The organism is Mesorhizobium sp. B2-3-4 (assembly GCF_006442315.1).
Classification (GTDB): Bacteria; Pseudomonadota; Alphaproteobacteria; order Rhizobiales; family Rhizobiaceae; genus Mesorhizobium.
In genome coordinates, this window is the sequence record NZ_VFVY01000019.1 from 59236 (window position 1) to 76924 (window position 17689).

The following is a 17689-nucleotide window of genomic DNA, read 5'->3' on the forward strand; positions in this document are numbered from 1 at the left end:
ATCACCCCCCGACCCGCGCCAGCCCAGCACGAATCATCCCTTGCTAATGCAACCTAGCAGATTGCGGCGGAGGGCGGGTATTCCCAAGAATTGGGATGAGGTAATTTAGATACGATGTTGCTGGCTGGACACAGAAATGGCAGCAAGCATCTCGTGATTACGCACTATTGGAGTAAGTAGCGCAAACCCATGGACTAAACTCTGCTTCAGGCGGAAAGAAGCGGCGCCGGCTCAACAACTGATCCGGCCAATAATTCTCGCTGTACGGCAAGGAAGAACCTGCGCACTTCGTCACTGGCTGACGTTTTGTCGCTGCCCGCCCCGATAACGAGGTCGAGCAATTCCGCCGCTTTTGCCTTCCAGAACGAGGTGGCGGTCTCGCCATGCAGGTTGCCGAGCTTGGCGGCAACGTCCCGGACTAGGAATAGCTGACGATCGATCGGGAACGCACGGACTTTTTCTGGGGACATCTTCCGAACCATGACACTGACGCAACGAATCAACCATTGCCGAACAAGCAATGGCTAACCGCGAAGTTGGAAACGGAAGCTTAACGGCGCGCCCGATCATGCGTCGTCCGCGCGACACGCTCATGTGTACTGGCAGTTAACGGGGTTTATCAGGGTACCCGAAGCGGCCCTCAGGCCTGCAGCGCTCTGGCCTCGCCGCCGCGCTTGCGTGGCGCCATCATGTCGCCGGCCATCAGGCCGGTGACGCGGCAGAACGCCATGAACGCCCGGCAGGCATCTTCGGTCTTGACCACATCCACCGTGGCGCCGAAACAGGCATTGAATGCCTTCTGATACACCGGTCCCTGCCGGCGCGCCGGCCAGTCCTGCAGAAAATCGAGCGCCTGCTCGACGCCGTAGATTTCCTCGACTGGCAAGCCGGGACCTGGTGCGATGCGCACCGGCACCTCGAATTGCAATCTGTCCATGCGACATCTCCCGAACCGGCATCGCCCAAGCAACGCGGCTCGTCGTAAAAAGTTGCTCGAAGCATCCTATGCCGCGGGAATGTGTCGTTACTGCGGAAAAGGACGTTTTGCCGCGGTCGGCCGCGATCCTTTGCTGGCGCAGGGCTCTCCGGACGCCCGTGACCTGTCGGTCACGGGGCCCTGGAGCCGTGGTCACTGGTTAGCCGGGTCGGTCTCCGCATCGAAGGCCATCCGCACCACCATCAGCAGAACGTAGGCCGACGGCAAGGCGAACAGGGCGCCGAGGACGAGCGCTCCGGCTCCCGACAAATAGAGCGTCTCGGCGACCGCCCAATAAACGGTTCCGATGCAGATGAGCGCCTGAACGGACAGAAATGACGCGGCGGAGGCCGCGCGCGATAGGCTTTTGAAGGTCTTGATGCGTTGCATTGCAATGATCCGTAAACGACGCGCCACGCGGCCAATGCGCGGCCGACAGCCGCCGCATGGGTCGCGACGCGAATGAGATGAATGAAGGTGAAAGGCGGCCCTGGACCGCTCAGGCCGGCATGGATGGCGGCGCGCGCGGCTGGTTGGCGCTTATGCAGGGTGGGCAAACAGCCTCATCCGCGGCGACAAACCTTGCCGGCAGTGGCAGGGAGAAGCCGAGAAAAGCGGCCTGCGGAGCCGGCAGGGCCGCATGGCCGCCGGCGAACTTGGCGAGCATCGGCCGTGTGCTGCGAACTTCCAGGGCCTGCGCTTTGTTGGTGCCCCGCAGGAGCGCCGCGACCTCACCCGAGCTTTCGATACCGACGCTGGCCGCGCCCTGAGCAGGATCCGCGAAGATGGGCGTGTCCGGCCGGCCGAGGCACAGCATCGCCAGCAGCACCAGGCCCATCAGACATGAGCAGGCTGCCGTCAGTGGCGTCCCGCGCGGCTTGACGCGCTCGGGCGCCGGGAACGGACGAGATCTCCGAAACATCGAGCCGGCCTAACGCATGACGGCCTGAAAGGAAAGCAAACCCATGCAAAACCCGCAAAAAGCATCGCCTCGCCAGCAAATATTCGGGCGGCCGAGGCAGGACCAGGCAGTTCTTTCTTGAACCTTTCGCCCCCAAGTGCCAAATCTGGAGTCATCCTGGCGCCAGCGTTCCCGCGGCGCGCCATCTTCTATACGGGCAAAATGGTCACCTATCTCGACGCCGCCACGGCACCGCTCAGAAACACCGGCCAGATCCGCCTCTACGGCGAGGAAGGCTTTGCCGGCATGCGCAAGGCATGCGACCTCACCGCGCGCTGCCTGGACGAACTGGCGCCGATGGTCGGCCCGGGCGTCACCACCGACGCCATCGACCGTTTCGTCTTCGAGTTCGGCATGGACCATGGCGCACTGCCCGCCACGCTCAACTATCGCGGTTACACGAAATCGTCCTGCACCTCGATCAACCATGTTGTCTGTCACGGCATTCCCGACAACAAGCCGCTGAAGGATGGCGATATCGTCAATATCGACGTGACCTACATCCTCGATGGCTGGCACGGCGATTCCTCGCGCATGTATCCGGTCGGCACGATCAAGCGCGCCGCCGAACGCCTGCTGGAAGTCACCCATGAATGCCTGATGCGCGGCATCGCCGCCGTCAGGCCGGGCGCGCGCACCGGTGCAATCGGCGCCGCCATCCAGACTTATGCCGAAGCCGAACGCTGCTCGGTGGTGCGCGACTTCTGCGGTCACGGCGTCGGCCAGCTGTTTCACGACGCGCCCAACATCCTCCATTACGGCAACGTCAATGAAGGCGTGGAGATGCGACCCGGCATGATCTTCACCATCGAGCCGATGATCAATCTCGGCCGGCCGCATGTGAAGGTATTGTCGGACGGCTGGACGGCGGTGACACGCGACCGCTCGCTGTCGGCGCAATACGAGCACACGGTCGGCGTTACCGACGCGGGCTGCGAGATTTTCACGCTGTCGCCCAAAAAGCTCGACCGCCCGGGACTGCCGGCCTGACGCCACCAGGCGTCTAAGGGATCAGCAACAGACTTCCGGCGGTGCGCCCGGCTTCGAGTTCGGTATGGGCTTGACCGGCGTCGGCGAGCGCGAATTCGCCGCCAATGGTCGCTGTGATGCCCAGGCGAAACGCGTCGAGCACGCTCGCCGCGGCTTCGGTGTAGAAAGCCTGGTCGCCTGTCGCCGCCATTATGCTTGGGTGGGCAAGAGCGCGGTTGGGCCGCAACTGGTCAAGCGAAACCGGCGGGATTGGCCCTGCGGCCTGGCCGAAACTGACGGCGGTGCCGAACGGCCGGATACATTGGATGGTCTTTGCCAGCATGGCGCCACCGATGCCGTCATAGCCGACATCCACGCCGCGCCCCTGCGTGAGATCCAGAGTCCGCCCGATGATGTCGGCATCGCGCCCGACGATGAGATGATCGGCGCCATGGGACCAGGCAAGAGCGGCCTTTTCCTCGGAGCTGACGGTACCGATCACCGTAGCACCAAGATGCTTCGCCCAGCGGACCAGAATGGCGCCGAGCCCGCCCGCCGCCGCATGCACCAGCATGACCGTGCCCGGCTTCACAGCATAGGTGCGGCGGAGCAGCATGTAGGCGGTCATGCCCTTCAATGTCGATGCCGCCGCGATTCGGGCGTCGACCCCGTCGGGCAGCTTGATCGCCCGCGCGGCCGGCAGCAGCCGTGTCGAGCTGTAGCCGCCGACGGGAGCGCCGGCATAGGCAATGCGGTCCCCCGGCGCGAGAAATGCGACATCGGAACCAACCTCTTCAACGATTCCGGCACCCTCGGCGCCGAGCACATGGGGATAGGAAGGCAGCGGATAGATGCCCTTGCGATGGTAGATGTCGAGAAAATTGACGCCAATAGCCTCATGACGAAGGCGAACTTCCAGGGGGCCTGGAGATTGCGGCGCGCTTTCCAGCACCCGCAATTGATCGATGCCCCCCGTGGCGATCAGCTTAACGGCAATATCCATCCTCATTCTCCCGATCCAAAACGCGACAGCGAGGATGCCAGATGACAGCCTGATGGAAAATTCCCTATAAACTCCCACGCAATGGGAAAAAATAAACGGATGCTGGATTGGGAAGACCTCCGCCATTTTCATGCGCTTTCGCGTCTGGGCACGCTTTCGGCGGCTGCCCGGGCGCTGGGCGTGGAGCATGCCACCGTGGCAAGGCGAATAGCGCATTTGGAAGAGAGCATCGGCGCCAAGCTCGTCGACCGGCGCGGACGGCGCCTGTCGCTTACGGCCAAGGGCCAGGAGATCGCCACCATCGCGGCGCGCATGAGCGAGGATTCCCTGACGATCGAGCGCGCCGGTCTGAATATCGACAGCCGGCATGCGGGAACGGTCAGGATAAGTGCCCCGCCAACCCTGGCGACGGCGCTGCTGACCGAGCGGTTCGTTCGCATCCGCCAGCGACATCCCGGCATCAACATCGTGGTCATCGGCGAGACGCGCTATGCCTCGCTGGGGCGCAGGGAGGCCGACATCGCCGTGCGCATGGCGCGCCCCGATCAGGGCGACCTGACCGTCACCAGGATCGGCGAAATCGGTTTCAGCCTCTACGGCGACCCCAACTATCTTGCCGCGACGCGCGAGGCGAACTGGACCTTCATCGGCTATGAGCAAACCATGTCGTCGTCTCCCCAGGAGAGGCTGCTTGCGCGGATCGCGGGAGATCGCCCGGTCGCGATCCGCGGCTCCACGCTGGAGTTTCAGCTGGCTGCCGTCAAAGCCGGCGGCGGCATCGCCTTGCTGCCGGATTTCATGGCCACCGGCCAAGGTTTGACCAGCCTTCCGTTGGCGGAAGCCCCCCTCACCCGTGAACTCTGGCTGGTCGTGCACACGGATATCAAGGATGTGCCGCTTATCAGGACGGTAATGGACGGGCTTGCCGGCAAGGTCGAATGAACAAGGGACGCCTCTGCCCAGGTAATACTTGCAGCGGTTGGCACCGACCGTCGTGAAAGCACTCGACCGTGCCGGCTTGCCAGCCTAATATTTTGCCGGATCGGACATGCCGATTGATTGTCTGGAAGCGGGGGCGGATGACCGGTGATGACGACGAGCGGAGTTTCTTCTCCGAAGTGCCGGTCCGGTCAGCCGCGAAGGCCAGGCCGGTTCCGGACGAAAAGCCTGGATATCTCGGCCACCGCGATCGCCTGCGCGAGCGTTTTGCCTCGGCCGGTCCCGATGCCTTGCCCGATTATGAGCTTCTGGAACTCCTGCTTTTCCGGCTGATCCCGCGCTCCGACACCAAGCCTGTCGCCAAGGCCTTGCTGGCGCGCTTCGGCACGCTGGCCGAAGTGCTTGGGGCACCCATCGGCCTGCTGCAGGAGGTCAAGGGCATCGGTCCGGCAGTGGCGCTCGACCTCAAGGTGGTGGCGGCGACGGCGCAACGCATGGCGCGCGGCGAGGTGCATGGCCGCGAAATCCTCTCATCCTGGCAGCTGCTTCTCGACTATTGCCGGGCCGCCATGGCTTTCGAGGCACGCGAGCAGTTCCGCATCCTGTTCCTGGACAAGAAGAACGCGCTGATATCGGACGAGGTGCAGCAGACCGGCACGGTCGACCACACGCCGGTCTATCCCCGCGAGGTGGTCAAGCGCGCGCTGGAACTCTCGGCGACGGCCGTCATCCTGGTCCACAACCACCCTTCAGGCGACCCGACGCCGTCGCGCGCCGATATCGAGATGACAAAAGAGATCATCGACGCCGGCAAGCGGCTGGGAATTGCCGTGCACGACCACATCATCATCGGGCGCAAGGGCTATGCCAGCATGAAGGGCCTGCTCTTGATCTGAGCCCGGGATTTGAAAAATGTTCAATCTTGGAACGAACCACGCCCACCCTGGCGCGCTTTCGGATCAATTTCCTAAGACGGCTGGCTAGGTCCAGTATCTTTAGAAGATAATTTCGTTGAGGAACGGCATGTTCCGCTGCTAGCGTTTGAAACGCTTCAATTGGATCATGCCGTTGCAACGCAAGCGCCCGACCATAGCGGATGTCGCACGAACCGCCGGTGTCTCCATCGGCACGGTTTCGAACTTCATCAATGGAACCGCCGGGCTGAAGGACGGCACGCGGGAGCGCATCGAGAAGGCGATCGCGACCCTGATGTACCGGCCGAGTTCGTTCGCCCGCTCCCTGCCCGGTCGTGCGCCGCAGCGGCCAAAGAACCTTGACCATCTGCCGAGGCTCCTGGTTGCCGGCCGCGTCAGCGTCGACTTCCTGTGCCGGGTCGACGTGCTGCCGCATCGCGACGACCGTATCACCGCCAGCCATATCGAAAAGGCGCTGGGCGGCCCCGCCGCCAATCTCGCGGTTGCCGCCGCCGGGGTCGGCGCGCCCTACGCGCTCGATGTCGAACTGGCGACGGCGGTCGGCAGGGATGCGGAGAGCGACTGGGCGCTGGGCGAACTTGCCAAGCTCGGCGTGCATGCATTGCCCATCCGCAGCACGCCCAACAACCGGCTTTCGCAGGCGATCGTCATCATCGAGCGCAACGGCAGCCGCACCATCATCAGCGAACCGTTTGAACTTGGCGAAGTCGATTTGACCGCCAATCTCGATATCCAGCCGGAGCCGCGCCCCGCCTGCCTTCATATTGAAGGGTTTCACTATGAAACGATGACCGCGTCCATCGAGCGCTTTCACCAGGCAGGCTGGAAGGTGAGTATGCATTCGGCCGGCCTGCCCAAGAGTGCGCGGACCCCGGAAGCCTTCACGCAGATGGTCAAACAGGTCGACCTGACCTTCATCAACGATGTGATGATCCGGGAGATTTTCGACTTTCGCACCCGGATGGCGACAATGATCGAAGCGGTGCGGCTGATGCTGTCGTGCATCAAGCGGCGCGGAACGGTCGTGCTCACCCTTGGCGAATTTGGCGCTGTCGTCTTTCCGGCAACGGGTGGCCCCCAGATCGAAGTGCCGGCACTGCCTGTCAACAGGGTGGACGCGACGGGCGCCGGCGACAGCTTCGCCGGTATCTTCCTCAGCCTGTGGCTGCACGGCGCGTCGCTGGAAACGGCTGCCCGCTACGCGGCGGTCGGCGCCAGCCTGACGACCACGGTCGAGGGCGCACAAGGATACATAGCCGACTTTGCGACACTGAAGGCCACCGCCTCGGCCAACGACGTTATGGCCAGTTGAATCAACGCTTTGCCTGACCCGGCGCATCGGGCGGCAAACCAAATGGACGATATCGGGAGAACATGGACATGGCGAAAACGAAAGTCCTTCTGGTCGGCGAGAGCTGGATGAGTTCGGCCACCCACTACAAGGGCTTCGACCAGTTCGGCAGCGTCACCTTCCATCTTGGCGCGACACCTCTGGTCAATGCCCTGAAGGAGAGCGAGTTCGATCTCGAATACATGCCGGCGCACGAAGCCGTCGAAAAGCTGCCTTTCACCATGGAAGGCCTGTCGCAATACAAGGCCATCATCCTCTCCGACATCGGCGCCAACTCGCTGCTGCTGCATCCCGATGTCTGGCTGCACGGCAAGACCGTGCCCAATCGGCTGAAGCTCCTGCGCGACTGGACGCAAGCCGGCGGCGGGCTGGTCATGATCGGCGGCTATTTCAGTTTTCAGGGCATCGACGGCAAGGCCCGCTGGCACCGGACGGCGGTCGAGGAGGCATTGCCGGTAACTTGCCTTCTCCACGACGACCGGCTCGAAATTCCCGAGGGCTTCCGGCCCGAGATCACCGGCCCCGGCGATCATCCGATCTTTGCCGGCATCCAGGGTGAATGGCCGATCCTGCTCGGCGCCAACGAGGTGGTCGCCCGCGACCGCGACGATGTCGAGATCCTGGCCCGGCTGCCTCAGGATCAGGGCAGCCATCCCCTGCTGGTTACCGGGCGTCATGGAAAGGGCCGCACCCTGGCCTGGACCTCGGATATCGGCCCGCACTGGCTGCCGAACAGCTTTGTCGAATGGCCCGGATACACCAGGCTTTGGACCAATGTGCTGCGCTGGGTCAGCAAGGCCGTCTAGCCGATCCGCAAGCGCGGGAGGAACCGTCATGACCGCCCCATTTCTTGTCGCCAGGAACATCGCCAAACGCTTCGGCGCGCTCACCGCGCTCGCCAATGTCGATCTGGAAATCCGCTCCGGCGAGGTGCTGGCGCTGCTCGGCGACAATGGCGCGGGCAAATCGACCTTCATCAAGATCCTGGCGGGCGCTCATCGGCCGAGCGACGGGGAGATCGTCATCGAAGGCAGCCCGGTCGCTTTTTCCTCGCCAAAGGATGCGGCCGCCTCAGGCATAGCGACGATTTTCCAGGAGCTGGCGCTGTCCGAAAACCTGTCGATCGCCGAAAACGTCTTTCTCGGCCGCGAATTGAAACGCTCCATTTTGGGCGTTCCCTTCCTGAAACGGAAGGAAATGCGGCAGCGCGTCGACGGTCTGCTGCAGGAACTCGACGCCCATATTTCCGATCCGGAAGCGCCGGTCGGCAGCCTGTCTGGCGGCCAGCGCCAGGCCGTCGCCATCTGCCGGGCTCTCAATCTGAATGCCAGGCTGGTCATCATGGACGAGCCGACCGCGGCGCTTGCCGTGGCCGAGAGCCGCAAGGTGCTGGCGCTGACGCGGCGGCTCGCCGCGCGCGGCTGCGCCGTCGTCCTCATCAGCCACAACATTTCCGAAGTGTTCGAAGTCGCCGACCGCATCGTCGTCTTCCGGCGCGGCCGCAAGGTGGCCGAGCGGCTGGCGGCCGAGACCAATCACGAGGAAGTCGTTTCGCTCATAACAGGCGCTCATCCCGACGTGCGGGCGCTCGAAAAAACAAACTGAAACGCGCGTCATTCCAGAGAGGATCAAACCAAAATGCTTTCACATCTCAGGAAAGTGCTCGCCGCCTCGGCGCTGTCGCTCGTCATTGCCGCGGCCGCGCATGCGGCAGACAAACACAAGGTTGCCTTCGTTCCGCAACTGATCGGCATTCCCTATTTCAACGCCATGGAGGCCGGCGGCAATCGCGCCGCCAAGGACCTCGGCGTCGACTTCATCTATTCCGGCCCGGTCGACACCAATCCGGTTGACCAGTTGCAGATCGTCCAGAACCTGATCGACCAGGGCGTCGAGGCCATTTCCGTCAGCGTGCTCGATGCCTCTAGCATCGCTCCCGTGGTGGAAAGCGCCAAGGCCAAGGGGATCAAACTGTTCACCAGCGACAGCGACGCGCCCGACAGCGGCCGCGCGGTCTATGTCGCGCAGGCCACCGACGAAGGCCTTGGCACGACGATCATCGACGAGCTCGTCAAGCGCGTCGGCGAGGACGCGACGATCGGCATCGTCTCGGGCGAAGCAACGGCGTCCAATCTGAACGCCTGGATCGGCTTCATGCAGAAACAGGCCACCGCCAAATATCCGAAGCTGAAGCTCCTCGCCCCGCAATTCGCCGGCGGCACGGCCGAGCGCGCCGCGCATATCTCGGGTGACCTCATGGCCGCCAATCCCGATATCAAGGCCATCATCGCCGTTGCCTCCTCGACATGCCCGGGCGTCGCCCAGGCGATCGAGACCGCCGGCAAGATCGGCTCGGTCATCGGTGCCGGCTATTGCAGCCCGAACACCGCCCGCTCCTACCTGAAGAGCGGCGCCTTCGGCTTCACCGTGTTGTGGGATCCCGAGCAGCTCGGTTACCTCACGGTTTGGGCCGGCAAGCAGTTGATCGACGGCAAGAGCTTCGAGGCCGAGAACAAGATCGCGGGTCTGGAAAAGCCCGCGACCTATGACGCGGCCAAGGGCATTCTGCTGCTCGGCCCGCCGGCCGTCTTCACCAAGGACAATGTCGACAAGTTCAACTTCTGAGCCCTGACGTGAGCGCGGTGCGGCAGTCTGGAAACGGTATCTTCTCCATGAACGGGCGGGAGTGGTCATTGCTTGTCGCCTGTCTGCTGGCGATCGTCATCTTTTCCGTCGCCTCGCCGCACTACGCCACCTCGGGCAACGCGGTGACGGTGCTGCGCAACAGCGTCGAGCTTTTATTGATCGGCCTCGGCATGACCTTGCTGCTGGCCATGGGCGGCATCGATGTGTCCATCGGGATCGTCATGGGCCTCGTCGCCATTGCCGTCGGGCGCATAGTGAGCGCCGACGGCAGCCCGTTCCTGGCGATCATTTCAGGGCCTTTGGTCGGGGCATTGCTCGGCTGCGTGACCGCCGCCGTCATCGTCCTCGGCCGCGTTCCGGCCATCGTCGGAACGCTTGGCCTGCTTGGTGTCTACCGCACCGCTATCTTCGTCCTTCTCGGCGGGCAATGGCTTTCCGGCCTGCCTTCGAGCCTCACCGACCTTCTCTCGACCACGGTCATCGGCATCCCGGTCGCCGCCTTCGCCATAGCCATTGCCTATCTGGCCGTGTGGCTGGCATTGCGGCGCACGCCTTATGGATTGCACCTGCTGGCAATCGGTAATTCGGAAGAGAAGGCGCGGCTGTCCGGAATCCCGGTGGTCAAGATACGCTTCGCGACCTTCGTCATCAGCGGTGTCCTCACCGGCATTGCCGCCACTTTCTATGTCGCCACCTACCGCAATGTCGAAATGACGATCGGCAGCACACTGGCGCTCGATGCGATCGCAGCTGTCATCCTGGGCGGCACCAGCATATTGGGCGGGCGATGCAGCTTGATCGGCACCGTGTTTGGCGTGCTGTTGCTCAGAATCCTGCAGAACGGCCTGCTCCTGATTGGCGTGCCTTCGCTTTGGCAGCCGGTTGTCACGGGTGTTCTCATTCTTGGCGTGCTCGGCTTCGAAGCCGCCTCCAACCGCCTTCCCTTGGCCCGGTTCCGGCGAGCCCGCGCATGAAAACGCTAAGGAACCTGCAAGGCCCCGCGCTGACGCTGGCACTTCTGTGCGGGCTCTGGCTGATCGTCATTGTCGGCCTGCTCGCGCTGAAGCCATCGGTCTTCAATCTCGGCACCGTCACCACCGTCCTCCAGTTCTCGACCATCCTGGCCCTGGTCGGCCTCGGACAAGGCCTTGTCATCCTGGCCGGCGGAACCGGCATAGACCTGTCAATCGGCGGCGCGGTCTCGCTCTCCGCCATCATCGCCATGCTGGCGCTCAAACTGGGCCTGCCGCCAGTCCTGCTGCCGGCGGTCTGCATCCTCGCCGGCGCCGCGCTGGGCGCCATGAACGGATGGCTGGTCAACGGTCTTGCGCTTCTTCCCTTCATCGCCACGCTCGGTACATTCTTCGTCTATTCCGGTGTCGCGCTCGCGGTCACTGGCGGCGCGGCGCAGTCGGGCGTGCCCGCATGGCTGCTGCTGTGGGGTCGCGGCGTCGTCCTTGGCATTCCCGTGCCCTTCCTCACACTCGCCATCCCGTGTTTCGCACTGGCCGGCCTTGTGCTGATGACGACTGCCTGGGGGCGCTGGATCTACGCCATGGGCTTCAACGAGCGATCCGCCAAACTGGTTGGCATCCCGGTCGGTCGTGTTCGCTTCATTCTCTACGTGCTGAGCGGCGCGCTTGCCGGCGCCGCCGGCCTCGTCTCGCTCGCCTGGCTGGGCAGCGGCAGACCCAATATCGGCCAGAACCTCGAGCTCGAATCGCTGACCGCCGCAATGCTCGGAGGCATCGTCATCACTGGCGGGCGCGGCGGCGTCGGCGGCATTTTCGCGGCGGTCCTTTTGCTGGTCACGCTGAAGACCGGCCTTCTGCAACTGAACATCAACACGGTCTGGCAGGTGGGGATCGTCGGCGCCCTTCTGGTGTTCGTCCTGCTTGCCGACCGGCTTTCCCAACGTTGGAGATCATAATGCCTTCCATGGAAGAGACCATCGCCGCGCGCGTCGAGGCAGCGGCCGATCGCATCGTCGAAACGCTGAGCGATCTCGTCGCCTTCCCTTCGATCGTGAAATCCAACCCGAAGGAAGCAGGTCCCGGCGAGCGTGACTGCCAGCTCTATCTGCAGAAGCGTATCGAGGCGCTCGGCTTCACGACCGATCTCTGGGATCCGGACGGCCCGGCGCTCTATGAGAAATACAAGGGGCGCGCGGGCGCCAACAAGGGCAGGACGTTCGATGGCCGGCCAAATCTCGGCGGTGTATTGAAGGGCACCGGCGGCGGCCGGTCCATCATGTTGACCGGCCATATCGACGTCGTCCCGCCGGGCGCCGCCGGACATTGGGCCACCGATCCGTTCCAACCCGTGCTGAAGGACGGCTTCCTGCATGGCCGTGGCACAGTGGATATGAAGGGCGGCGTCGCCTGCATGCTGATGGCGGTCGAGATTCTGAGGGAACTCAAGGTTCCCCTGTCCGGCGACATCGTCTTCACCACCGTCGTCGACGAGGAGATCGGCGGCATGGGCTCGCTCGCCATGGTCGATCGCGGCTTTCGTGCCGATGCCGGCATCATGACCGAACCGACGGCGAACAAGATCGCGCCGCTCTGTCACGGAATTCTCTGGGGCAGGATCATCATCGACGGCATAGGCGGCCACGCCGAATTGACGCCGAACGCCTGGTATTCGAGCGGCCCGGTCGATGCCGTGCAGCTCTGCCGGCAGATCCTCGACGGCATCGATATCCTCAACCGGCGCTGGATGTTCGACCCCAGGAAGAACCACCCGCTGATGGACCTCCCCAACCAGATCATCGTCACTCAGATCAATGCCGGCGAGCACCCCTCCTCGATGGCCGGCCGCGGCGAGATCATCATCGACGCGCAGTACCTGCCGAGCGAGCATGACGAATTCAAGCTGGGCGGCAACGTCAAACGCGAGATCGAAGAGCATATCGCCAATGTCTGCCAGGCGGACCCTTATCTGCGAAAGCACCCTGCCCGCGTCGAGTGGATCCTCGACGCCGATTGCGCGGAAATCCCGGCGGACAATCCGTTCGTCGGGGTCTTCCAGCAAGCGGTCGGGCAAGCCGATCTGTCGCCGGTGCTGAGCGGCTTTGGCGCGCATAGCGATATTGGTTTGCCGACCGGCCTCGGCAATACGCCGACCGTCAACTTCGGCCCGGGTGACCCGGCGCAGGCGCACCAGCCTAACGAACGCGTTTCGGTGCGCGATCTCGTCGATTGCACGAAGGCGATTGCGCTCGCGGTCGAGAAATGGTGCCGCTAGAGCCGAGCTGAAGCAGAGGCTTTTCGAAATCAGGGCGGATCGGTTTTGCAGTTGCCGGCAATCTGGTTGACCGCCTCGCTGAACCCCGCCAAGTCGAAATCGGCCTGGCCGCGCCCGGACAACAGTCCGAAGCGCCACGACAGCAGCAGGCGGTTAGCCGGAACCAGGCGCTTGATGCCGTCGGCGCCGTCGCGCATCAGCACCCTGCCGCGTGTGCCGACGGACCAGCTCTCGTCGAATTTGCTGTCGCCGTCGATGGCGACCGACACGGTGATTTTTCGGCTGGCGGAGACCGCGTCGTTCAACTGCAGCCATTCGGTCCAGGCCGGATCGCCATCGGCCCGGCAGGCAATGGTCAGTACCGGACTGTAGCTCAGCGCACCGCCGCCGGTGATCAGCTTGTTGGTGGCATAGACCGACGCGGTGACGAGACCATCATTGCCGCTGTCGAAACGCCAATTGTCCGTGCCGGCCTCGGCGGTGCCGCAGGCCAAGGCAAGGACAAGCATCGAGGCACCAGCGCGCCTCATTTCCGCGAACACCCCCAACGACGTCTCCAATTATTTCCGGGTCTTCAACCAACCAGATAATGATCCAGGCTTCGTATCGCCACCGGCACCATCACGAGCCGAATCCGATGTTGCAGTTTCGCAACGAAAAAGGCCGCCCGGAGGCGGCCTTTCGAAATTCGTCGGAGTACGCGGACTTATTCGGCGTCCTTGGCAGCTTTCTTCTTCGGCGCGGCCTTCTTCTTCGGCTCTTCCGCGTCGTCGGCGTCGCTTGCCTTGGCTTCGGCCTTCTTCGAGGCGGCCTTCTTGGCCGGCTTCGCCTTGGTCGTGGTTTCGGCCTCCTCGTCATCGGCCATCAGCTCTTCCTTGCTGACCTTGACGTCGGTGACCGAAATCTGGCCGAGCAGGTGGTCGACCACCTTCTCCTCGAACATCGGCGCCCTCAGCGCGTTCAGCGCCTCGGGGTTGCTGCGGTAGAATTCGAAGGCTTCCTGCTGCTGGTTGGCCGGGAAACGGCGGACCTGCTCGAACAGGCCGCGCTGCAGTTCCTCGTCGGACACCGTGACCCCGGCCTTCTCGCCGATCTCTGCCAGCACCAGGCCGAGGCGCACGCGGCGCTCGGCAAGGCGCAGATACTCGGCGCGCGCCTCTTCTTCGGTCGTCTCTTCGTCGGCGAAGGTGCGGCCGGCGGCTTCCAGGTCGCGGTTGACCTGCGCCCAGATGTTGTTGAATTCCGCTTCGACGAGCTTCGAGGGCGCTTCGAACGAATAGGCCGCGTCGAGCTGGTCGAGCAGCTGGCGCTTGACCTTCTGGCGCGTCATCGAGCCGAACTGATTCTCGATCTGGCCGCGCACGATCTCACGCAGCTTGTCCAGCGACTCCAGGCCGAGGTTCTTGGCCGTCTCGTCGTTGATTTCCAGTTCGCCGGGCTTCGACACCTCCTTGACGGTGACGTCGAAGGTCGCTTCCTTGCCGGCAAGATGCGCCGCCTGGTAGTTTTCCGGGAAGGTCACGGTGACCTGCTTCTCGTCACCGGCCTTGGTGCCGACCAGCTGGTCCTCGAAGCCGGGAATGAACTCCTTCGAGCCCAGCACCAGCGGCTGGTCGTTGCCGGCGCCGCCGGCGAAAGCCTCGCCGTCGATCTTGCCGACATAGTCGATGGAGACGCGGTCGCCCTCGGCGGCCTTGCCGGTCTTGGGCTCGTAGCTGCGCGCCGATTCGGCAACGCGCTTGACCTGATCGTCGATTTCCGAATCCGGAACGTCGAACACCTGGCGCGTCACCTTGATGTCGGAAAAATCCTTGATCTCGATCGCCGGGATGACCTCATAGTTGAGGCGGAACTCGAAATCGGCGCCGCCGGCCAGGATCTTCTCGGCTTCCTTCTCGTCCTCGGTCATGATGACTTCGGGCTGCATGGCCGCCTTCTCGCCGCGCCCGGTGATGATGGAACGGGTCGAGTCGTTGAGGATCTCGTTGACCACTTCGGCCATGAACGACTTGCCGTAGACCTTGCGCAGGTGCTGCACCGGCACCTTGCCCGGACGGAAGCCGTTGATGCGAACCTTGTCGCGTGCGTCCGACAGCCGTGCCATCAGCTTGGCTTCCATGTCACCGGCCGGCACGGTGATCTTGATCTCGCGCTTGAGACCGGAATTGAGTGTTTCGGTGACCTGCATCGTAAAACCTTTGTTTTCACCAATGAGGCTGCCAAACGGCTCCCTGCCGTTCACAGCCTGCCGGTATAATCTTGCCGGAAATGGCTTTTGGTACGGAACCTGGCGATTTGACCGCAAATACGGCTCAAACTCTTCCAAACTGCGTTCCAAGATGTGAATAAGTTCTTGTTTTTCCTACTTCTTATCACATTCTGCAGAAGCGGATCGTCGCGTCCCGTCACATTCGACACGCCTTTTGTCACAGGCGAGCCTAATTTTCAACCATCTTCGCGTTTAGGCGAATAACCAACATTTCGGCTCCAAACCGACTTCTTGTCCGTGACATTGACAGAATGATGGCTACATGGGATTGCCGGGACATGCGGATGTGGCGGAACTGGTAGACGCCCTGGATTTAGGTTCCAGTGCCGAAAGGCGTGGGGGTTCGAGTCCCTTCATCCGCACCATCCTTCGCTCTTCGAGCTGCGGATGGCAGGCCACCCGAGGCGCCGGCAGCCGAAGGTCTCCTCCTACGCGCCGGCGAAGGAAATCCTCCTTACCACACCCTAATAGAGCGGTTCCTCGAACAGTGTCTTGTCGCCGTCCATCAGCGCCTTGATCTGTGCGGTGCCGTCGGCGGAGAGCGCCAGCTTGATCCCGAACGGGCGCACCCGCATGTCGTCCTGGATTGCAATGCCCTGGCCTTCCGGCAGGTAGAAACGTTCGATGCCGTAGTCCGGCGCGATCGTCATTCCCTCGCTTCGCAGATCCCACCCCGCGGCGACATGGCCCGAGATATCGGCCTCGTCGGCACCGGCCGGCGTCGGCGCCTTGCCGAACCAGGCGGTTGTCGGGACCCAATAACCATCGGCACCCTTCTTCAGGCGAACCACGATCGAGGTGTCGTCGCTGGAGAATTTGTCGGCTGGAACGTTGGCGATCATCTTCACCGGAATGCGCGAGATGTCATAGCCGAGGATGATATAGTCGCCGCGTAACAGGTCGCGCGGATCGATGGGTTCGATCTTCAACAGCACTTCCTTGCCGCTACGCAAGATCGCCGCGCGGCCGGCGATGATCCAGCTCAGGAAGCCGATCTGGACGATCGCCAGCACCAGCGCCGAAATGACAAGCCTTTTCCCGGTCATCATGCCGTGGCTCCTCCGCTGACTGGATCCTTCATGCGTTTTTCGACGCGGATGATGACGATTGCCAGAATGCCGAGCAGCACTGCCGCGGCCAGGAAGAAACCGGCCGTGTCGAGCATGGATTGCAACGTCACCACATAGATCGTGGCGAGTTCGAAGGCGAAGCCGAGATAGGCAAGCCAGCGCAGCCCACGGCTCTCGCGGCCGGCGAGCACGATTGCCGCGACGATGCCGGCCAATGCCACGACCGAGGCAAGGGTGAAACCGCTGTTGTAGGTACTTTCGTCGGCCAGTTCGAACTGGATGATGGCCAGGCCGGTGAGAAAACCGAGCAATGCGTGCAACGGCAGGCGGCCGCCAAGCTGCACGATCTTGTCGACTGGCTCTGGCGCGAACACGGAAGCCGCAAAAAGCACGATAGAGACAATGACCAGGGGGATCGCGACCGGCAGCGTCGCGTGATTCCCGGCCAACAGCACCAGATAGAAAAGCACGGAGATAACGACCAGGTGCCGTGCCGGCTGGCTGCGGGTCCAGAACGATATGGCGAATAGCACGATCGCCATGACGACGAAGAGATGTGGAAAGTTGCTGCGGTTGTAATAGTCGAAGCCCTTCAGGAACAGCCAGGCATCGGCGATGCCGACCGCTGCCACGGTCAAAGGGTTGGAGCGCAACGCCACCGCCGCCAACGCCGTACCCGTGCCCCAGGTGACCAGCGCCGACGCCTCGTCGCCCGACAAATGATACATCTGGCCGATCAGCGCGATCGAACCACCGAACGCGGCGGCCGCCACGATCCACAGGGCTTCGCCGATTGCCGCATGATCGCGTGTCTTCAGCACCGCGCCGCCGACATAGCCGCCGAGAATGACCGCAAACAGCGCGGCCACCCGCGCCAGCCGCGGAATCGCCTCCCAATTGGCGGCGACGAAGATCAGGATGGCGGCTCCAAAGAGCAGGGCCGCCATCATTGCGAGGATCGAACCGAAGCTGAGCGACTGGCGTGTGTTGACCTCGACATCGCGCCTCAGCGCGTCGGCCGTCGAAGCCTCGATCAGCCCCGCCTGTTGCCATCGCTCGATGTCGGCCCTGACCCGCGTCGAGTAGCCCGCCATGTCCCTCTCCCCACCTGGTCGTCTTTTTAGCCGAGGCAGCCAAACCGTTGACGTCACGGCACTTTCTGATTCTGGCTTCTTTATGTCAGGTCCGTGAAGCCGCGTTAATGTTGCATTGCACAATTTGCATTGCTGCCATGCAGCCATAGCGCTTTTAAATCGATATGGGTCCCCCTATTTATGGTTCGTACACAAACGGAATGATCCGCAAGAAAGACGAAACGAGAACT

General features: G+C 62.9%; 19 protein-coding genes and 1 tRNA gene. 11 read left to right on the forward strand and 9 right to left on the reverse strand.

The features are described 5' to 3' along the window. Positions 1 to 206: 206 nt before the first annotated feature. The 4 genes from FJ967_RS24890 to FJ967_RS24905 all read right to left on the reverse strand — a co-directional run bounded on the left by FJ967_RS24890 (position 207) and on the right by FJ967_RS24905 (position 1814). On the reverse strand, positions 207 to 470 hold the full coding sequence (locus FJ967_RS24890) for a DUF6074 family protein (RefSeq protein WP_140734766.1): 264 nt from the start codon (positions 468 to 470) through the stop codon (positions 207 to 209). A 170-nt stretch (positions 471 to 640) separates the two neighbouring features. Continuing rightward, positions 641 to 937 carry a DUF982 domain-containing protein gene (locus FJ967_RS24895; protein ID WP_127276690.1) on the reverse strand — a complete coding sequence of 99 codons (297 nt, stop codon included), beginning with the start codon at positions 935 to 937 and terminating at the stop codon, positions 641 to 643. Positions 938 to 1129: 192 nt separating this feature from the next. Beyond that, positions 1130 to 1366, reverse strand: coding sequence for a hypothetical protein (locus FJ967_RS24900; RefSeq protein ID WP_140734768.1), 237 nt, complete (start codon positions 1364 to 1366; stop codon positions 1130 to 1132). Positions 1367 to 1475: 109 nt separating this feature from the next. Beyond that, positions 1476 to 1814 (reverse strand): hypothetical protein, encoded by a 339-nt coding sequence (locus tag FJ967_RS24905; RefSeq protein ID WP_140734770.1) that lies wholly within the window; start codon positions 1812 to 1814, stop codon positions 1476 to 1478. A gap of 285 nt (positions 1815 to 2099) precedes the next feature. Between FJ967_RS24905 and map the strand changes: the two genes are divergently transcribed. After that, a complete protein-coding gene (gene map, locus FJ967_RS24910) occupies positions 2100 to 2927 on the forward strand; it encodes a type I methionyl aminopeptidase (RefSeq protein ID WP_140734937.1) in 828 nt (275 codons plus the stop codon). Between the two features lie 13 nt (positions 2928 to 2940). Here map and FJ967_RS24915 read toward each other — a convergent pair whose 3' ends face one another. Further along, on the reverse strand, positions 2941 to 3909 hold the full coding sequence (locus FJ967_RS24915) for a quinone oxidoreductase (RefSeq protein ID WP_140734939.1): 969 nt from the start codon (positions 3907 to 3909) through the stop codon (positions 2941 to 2943). Positions 3910 to 4008: 99 nt separating this feature from the next. Here FJ967_RS24915 and FJ967_RS24920 point away from each other — a divergent pair, with 99 nt between their 5' ends. The 9 genes from FJ967_RS24920 to FJ967_RS24960 all read left to right on the forward strand — a co-directional run bounded on the left by FJ967_RS24920 (position 4009) and on the right by FJ967_RS24960 (position 13026). After that, positions 4009 to 4851, forward strand: coding sequence for a LysR family transcriptional regulator (locus FJ967_RS24920; RefSeq protein ID WP_140734772.1), 843 nt, complete (start codon positions 4009 to 4011; stop codon positions 4849 to 4851). A gap of 137 nt (positions 4852 to 4988) precedes the next feature. After that, entirely contained in the window at positions 4989 to 5744 is a 756-nt protein-coding gene (gene radC, locus FJ967_RS24925; protein ID WP_140734774.1) for a DNA repair protein RadC, read from the forward strand. A gap of 166 nt (positions 5745 to 5910) precedes the next feature. Continuing rightward, a complete protein-coding gene (locus FJ967_RS24930; RefSeq protein WP_140734776.1) occupies positions 5911 to 7095 on the forward strand; it encodes a PfkB family carbohydrate kinase in 1185 nt (394 codons plus the stop codon). A gap of 68 nt (positions 7096 to 7163) precedes the next feature. Then, on the forward strand, positions 7164 to 7940 hold the full coding sequence (locus tag FJ967_RS24935) for a glutamine amidotransferase (RefSeq protein ID WP_140734778.1): 777 nt from the start codon (positions 7164 to 7166) through the stop codon (positions 7938 to 7940). Between the two features lie 28 nt (positions 7941 to 7968). Beyond that, positions 7969 to 8739, forward strand: a complete 771-nt coding sequence (locus FJ967_RS24940; RefSeq protein ID WP_140734781.1) for an ATP-binding cassette domain-containing protein — start codon at positions 7969 to 7971, stop codon at positions 8737 to 8739. A gap of 33 nt (positions 8740 to 8772) precedes the next feature. Continuing rightward, positions 8773 to 9759, forward strand: a complete 987-nt coding sequence (locus FJ967_RS24945; protein WP_140734783.1) for an autoinducer 2 ABC transporter substrate-binding protein — start codon at positions 8773 to 8775, stop codon at positions 9757 to 9759. Between the two features lie 68 nt (positions 9760 to 9827). Beyond that, positions 9828 to 10754, forward strand: a complete 927-nt coding sequence (locus FJ967_RS24950) for an ABC transporter permease (RefSeq protein WP_246675376.1) — start codon at positions 9828 to 9830, stop codon at positions 10752 to 10754. Further along, positions 10751 to 11710 (forward strand): ABC transporter permease, encoded by a 960-nt coding sequence (locus tag FJ967_RS24955; RefSeq protein ID WP_140734785.1) that lies wholly within the window; start codon positions 10751 to 10753, stop codon positions 11708 to 11710. The genes FJ967_RS24950 and FJ967_RS24955 overlap by 4 nt, the downstream gene beginning before the upstream one ends. Beyond that, positions 11710 to 13026, forward strand: a complete 1317-nt coding sequence (locus FJ967_RS24960) for an ArgE/DapE family deacylase (protein ID WP_140734787.1) — start codon at positions 11710 to 11712, stop codon at positions 13024 to 13026. Before FJ967_RS24955 ends, FJ967_RS24960 begins: the two co-directional genes overlap by 1 nt. 29 nt (positions 13027 to 13055) lie before the next feature. Here the strand turns inward: FJ967_RS24960 and FJ967_RS24965 are convergent, their stop codons facing one another. Continuing rightward, positions 13056 to 13556: a hypothetical protein gene (locus FJ967_RS24965; RefSeq protein ID WP_181176135.1), complete on the reverse strand. Its 501-nt coding sequence runs from the start codon at positions 13554 to 13556 to the stop codon at positions 13056 to 13058. A 176-nt stretch (positions 13557 to 13732) separates the two neighbouring features. Beyond that, on the reverse strand, positions 13733 to 15214 hold the full coding sequence (tig, locus tag FJ967_RS24970) for a trigger factor (protein WP_140734791.1): 1482 nt from the start codon (positions 15212 to 15214) through the stop codon (positions 13733 to 13735). 361 nt (positions 15215 to 15575) lie between these two features. Between tig and FJ967_RS24975 the strand changes: the two genes are divergently transcribed. Then, positions 15576 to 15660: transfer RNA gene (locus FJ967_RS24975), tRNA-Leu, on the forward strand. A 99-nt stretch (positions 15661 to 15759) separates the two neighbouring features. Here FJ967_RS24975 and FJ967_RS24980 read toward each other — a convergent pair. Together FJ967_RS24980 and FJ967_RS24985 are read right to left on the reverse strand one after the other, a co-directional pair. After that, positions 15760 to 16344 carry a GDYXXLXY domain-containing protein gene (locus FJ967_RS24980; RefSeq protein WP_140734793.1) on the reverse strand — a complete coding sequence of 195 codons (585 nt, stop codon included), beginning with the start codon at positions 16342 to 16344 and terminating at the stop codon, positions 15760 to 15762. Then, positions 16341 to 17459, reverse strand: a complete 1119-nt coding sequence (locus FJ967_RS24985) for a DUF2157 domain-containing protein (RefSeq protein ID WP_140734795.1) — start codon at positions 17457 to 17459, stop codon at positions 16341 to 16343. The genes FJ967_RS24980 and FJ967_RS24985 overlap by 4 nt, the downstream gene beginning before the upstream one ends. Positions 17460 to 17689: the final 230 nt, after the last annotated feature.

Bases quoted from the DNA above. Each gene is read 5' to 3' on its own strand.
- FJ967_RS24895 (WP_127276690.1), bottom strand. From the start codon at position 937: ATGGACAGATTGCAATTCGAGGTGCCGGTGCGCATCGCACCAGGTCCC.
- FJ967_RS24900 (WP_140734768.1), bottom strand. From the start codon at position 1,366: ATGCAACGCATCAAGACCTTCAAAAGCCTATCGCGCGCGGCCTCCGCC.
- FJ967_RS24965 (WP_181176135.1), bottom strand. From the start codon at position 13,556: ATGAGGCGCGCTGGTGCCTCGATGCTTGTCCTTGCCTTGGCCTGCGGC.
- FJ967_RS24905 (WP_140734770.1), bottom strand. From the start codon at position 1,814: ATGGGCCTGGTGCTGCTGGCGATGCTGTGCCTCGGCCGGCCGGACACG.
- FJ967_RS24920 (WP_140734772.1), top strand. From the start codon at position 4,009: ATGCTGGATTGGGAAGACCTCCGCCATTTTCATGCGCTTTCGCGTCTG.
- FJ967_RS24980 (WP_140734793.1), bottom strand. From the start codon at position 16,344: ATGATGACCGGGAAAAGGCTTGTCATTTCGGCGCTGGTGCTGGCGATC.
- map (WP_140734937.1), top strand. From the start codon at position 2,100: ATGGTCACCTATCTCGACGCCGCCACGGCACCGCTCAGAAACACCGGC.
- FJ967_RS24935 (WP_140734778.1), top strand. From the start codon at position 7,164: ATGGCGAAAACGAAAGTCCTTCTGGTCGGCGAGAGCTGGATGAGTTCG.
- FJ967_RS24915 (WP_140734939.1), bottom strand. From the start codon at position 3,909: ATGGATATTGCCGTTAAGCTGATCGCCACGGGGGGCATCGATCAATTG.
- FJ967_RS24985 (WP_140734795.1), bottom strand. From the start codon at position 17,459: ATGGCGGGCTACTCGACGCGGGTCAGGGCCGACATCGAGCGATGGCAA.
- FJ967_RS24945 (WP_140734783.1), top strand. From the start codon at position 8,773: ATGCTTTCACATCTCAGGAAAGTGCTCGCCGCCTCGGCGCTGTCGCTC.
- FJ967_RS24960 (WP_140734787.1), top strand. From the start codon at position 11,710: ATGCCTTCCATGGAAGAGACCATCGCCGCGCGCGTCGAGGCAGCGGCC.
- FJ967_RS24930 (WP_140734776.1), top strand. From the start codon at position 5,911: ATGCCGTTGCAACGCAAGCGCCCGACCATAGCGGATGTCGCACGAACC.
- FJ967_RS24890 (WP_140734766.1), bottom strand. From the start codon at position 470: ATGTCCCCAGAAAAAGTCCGTGCGTTCCCGATCGATCGTCAGCTATTC.
- radC (WP_140734774.1), top strand. From the start codon at position 4,989: ATGACCGGTGATGACGACGAGCGGAGTTTCTTCTCCGAAGTGCCGGTC.
- FJ967_RS24940 (WP_140734781.1), top strand. From the start codon at position 7,969: ATGACCGCCCCATTTCTTGTCGCCAGGAACATCGCCAAACGCTTCGGC.
- FJ967_RS24955 (WP_140734785.1), top strand. From the start codon at position 10,751: ATGAAAACGCTAAGGAACCTGCAAGGCCCCGCGCTGACGCTGGCACTT.
- tig (WP_140734791.1), bottom strand. From the start codon at position 15,214: ATGCAGGTCACCGAAACACTCAATTCCGGTCTCAAGCGCGAGATCAAG.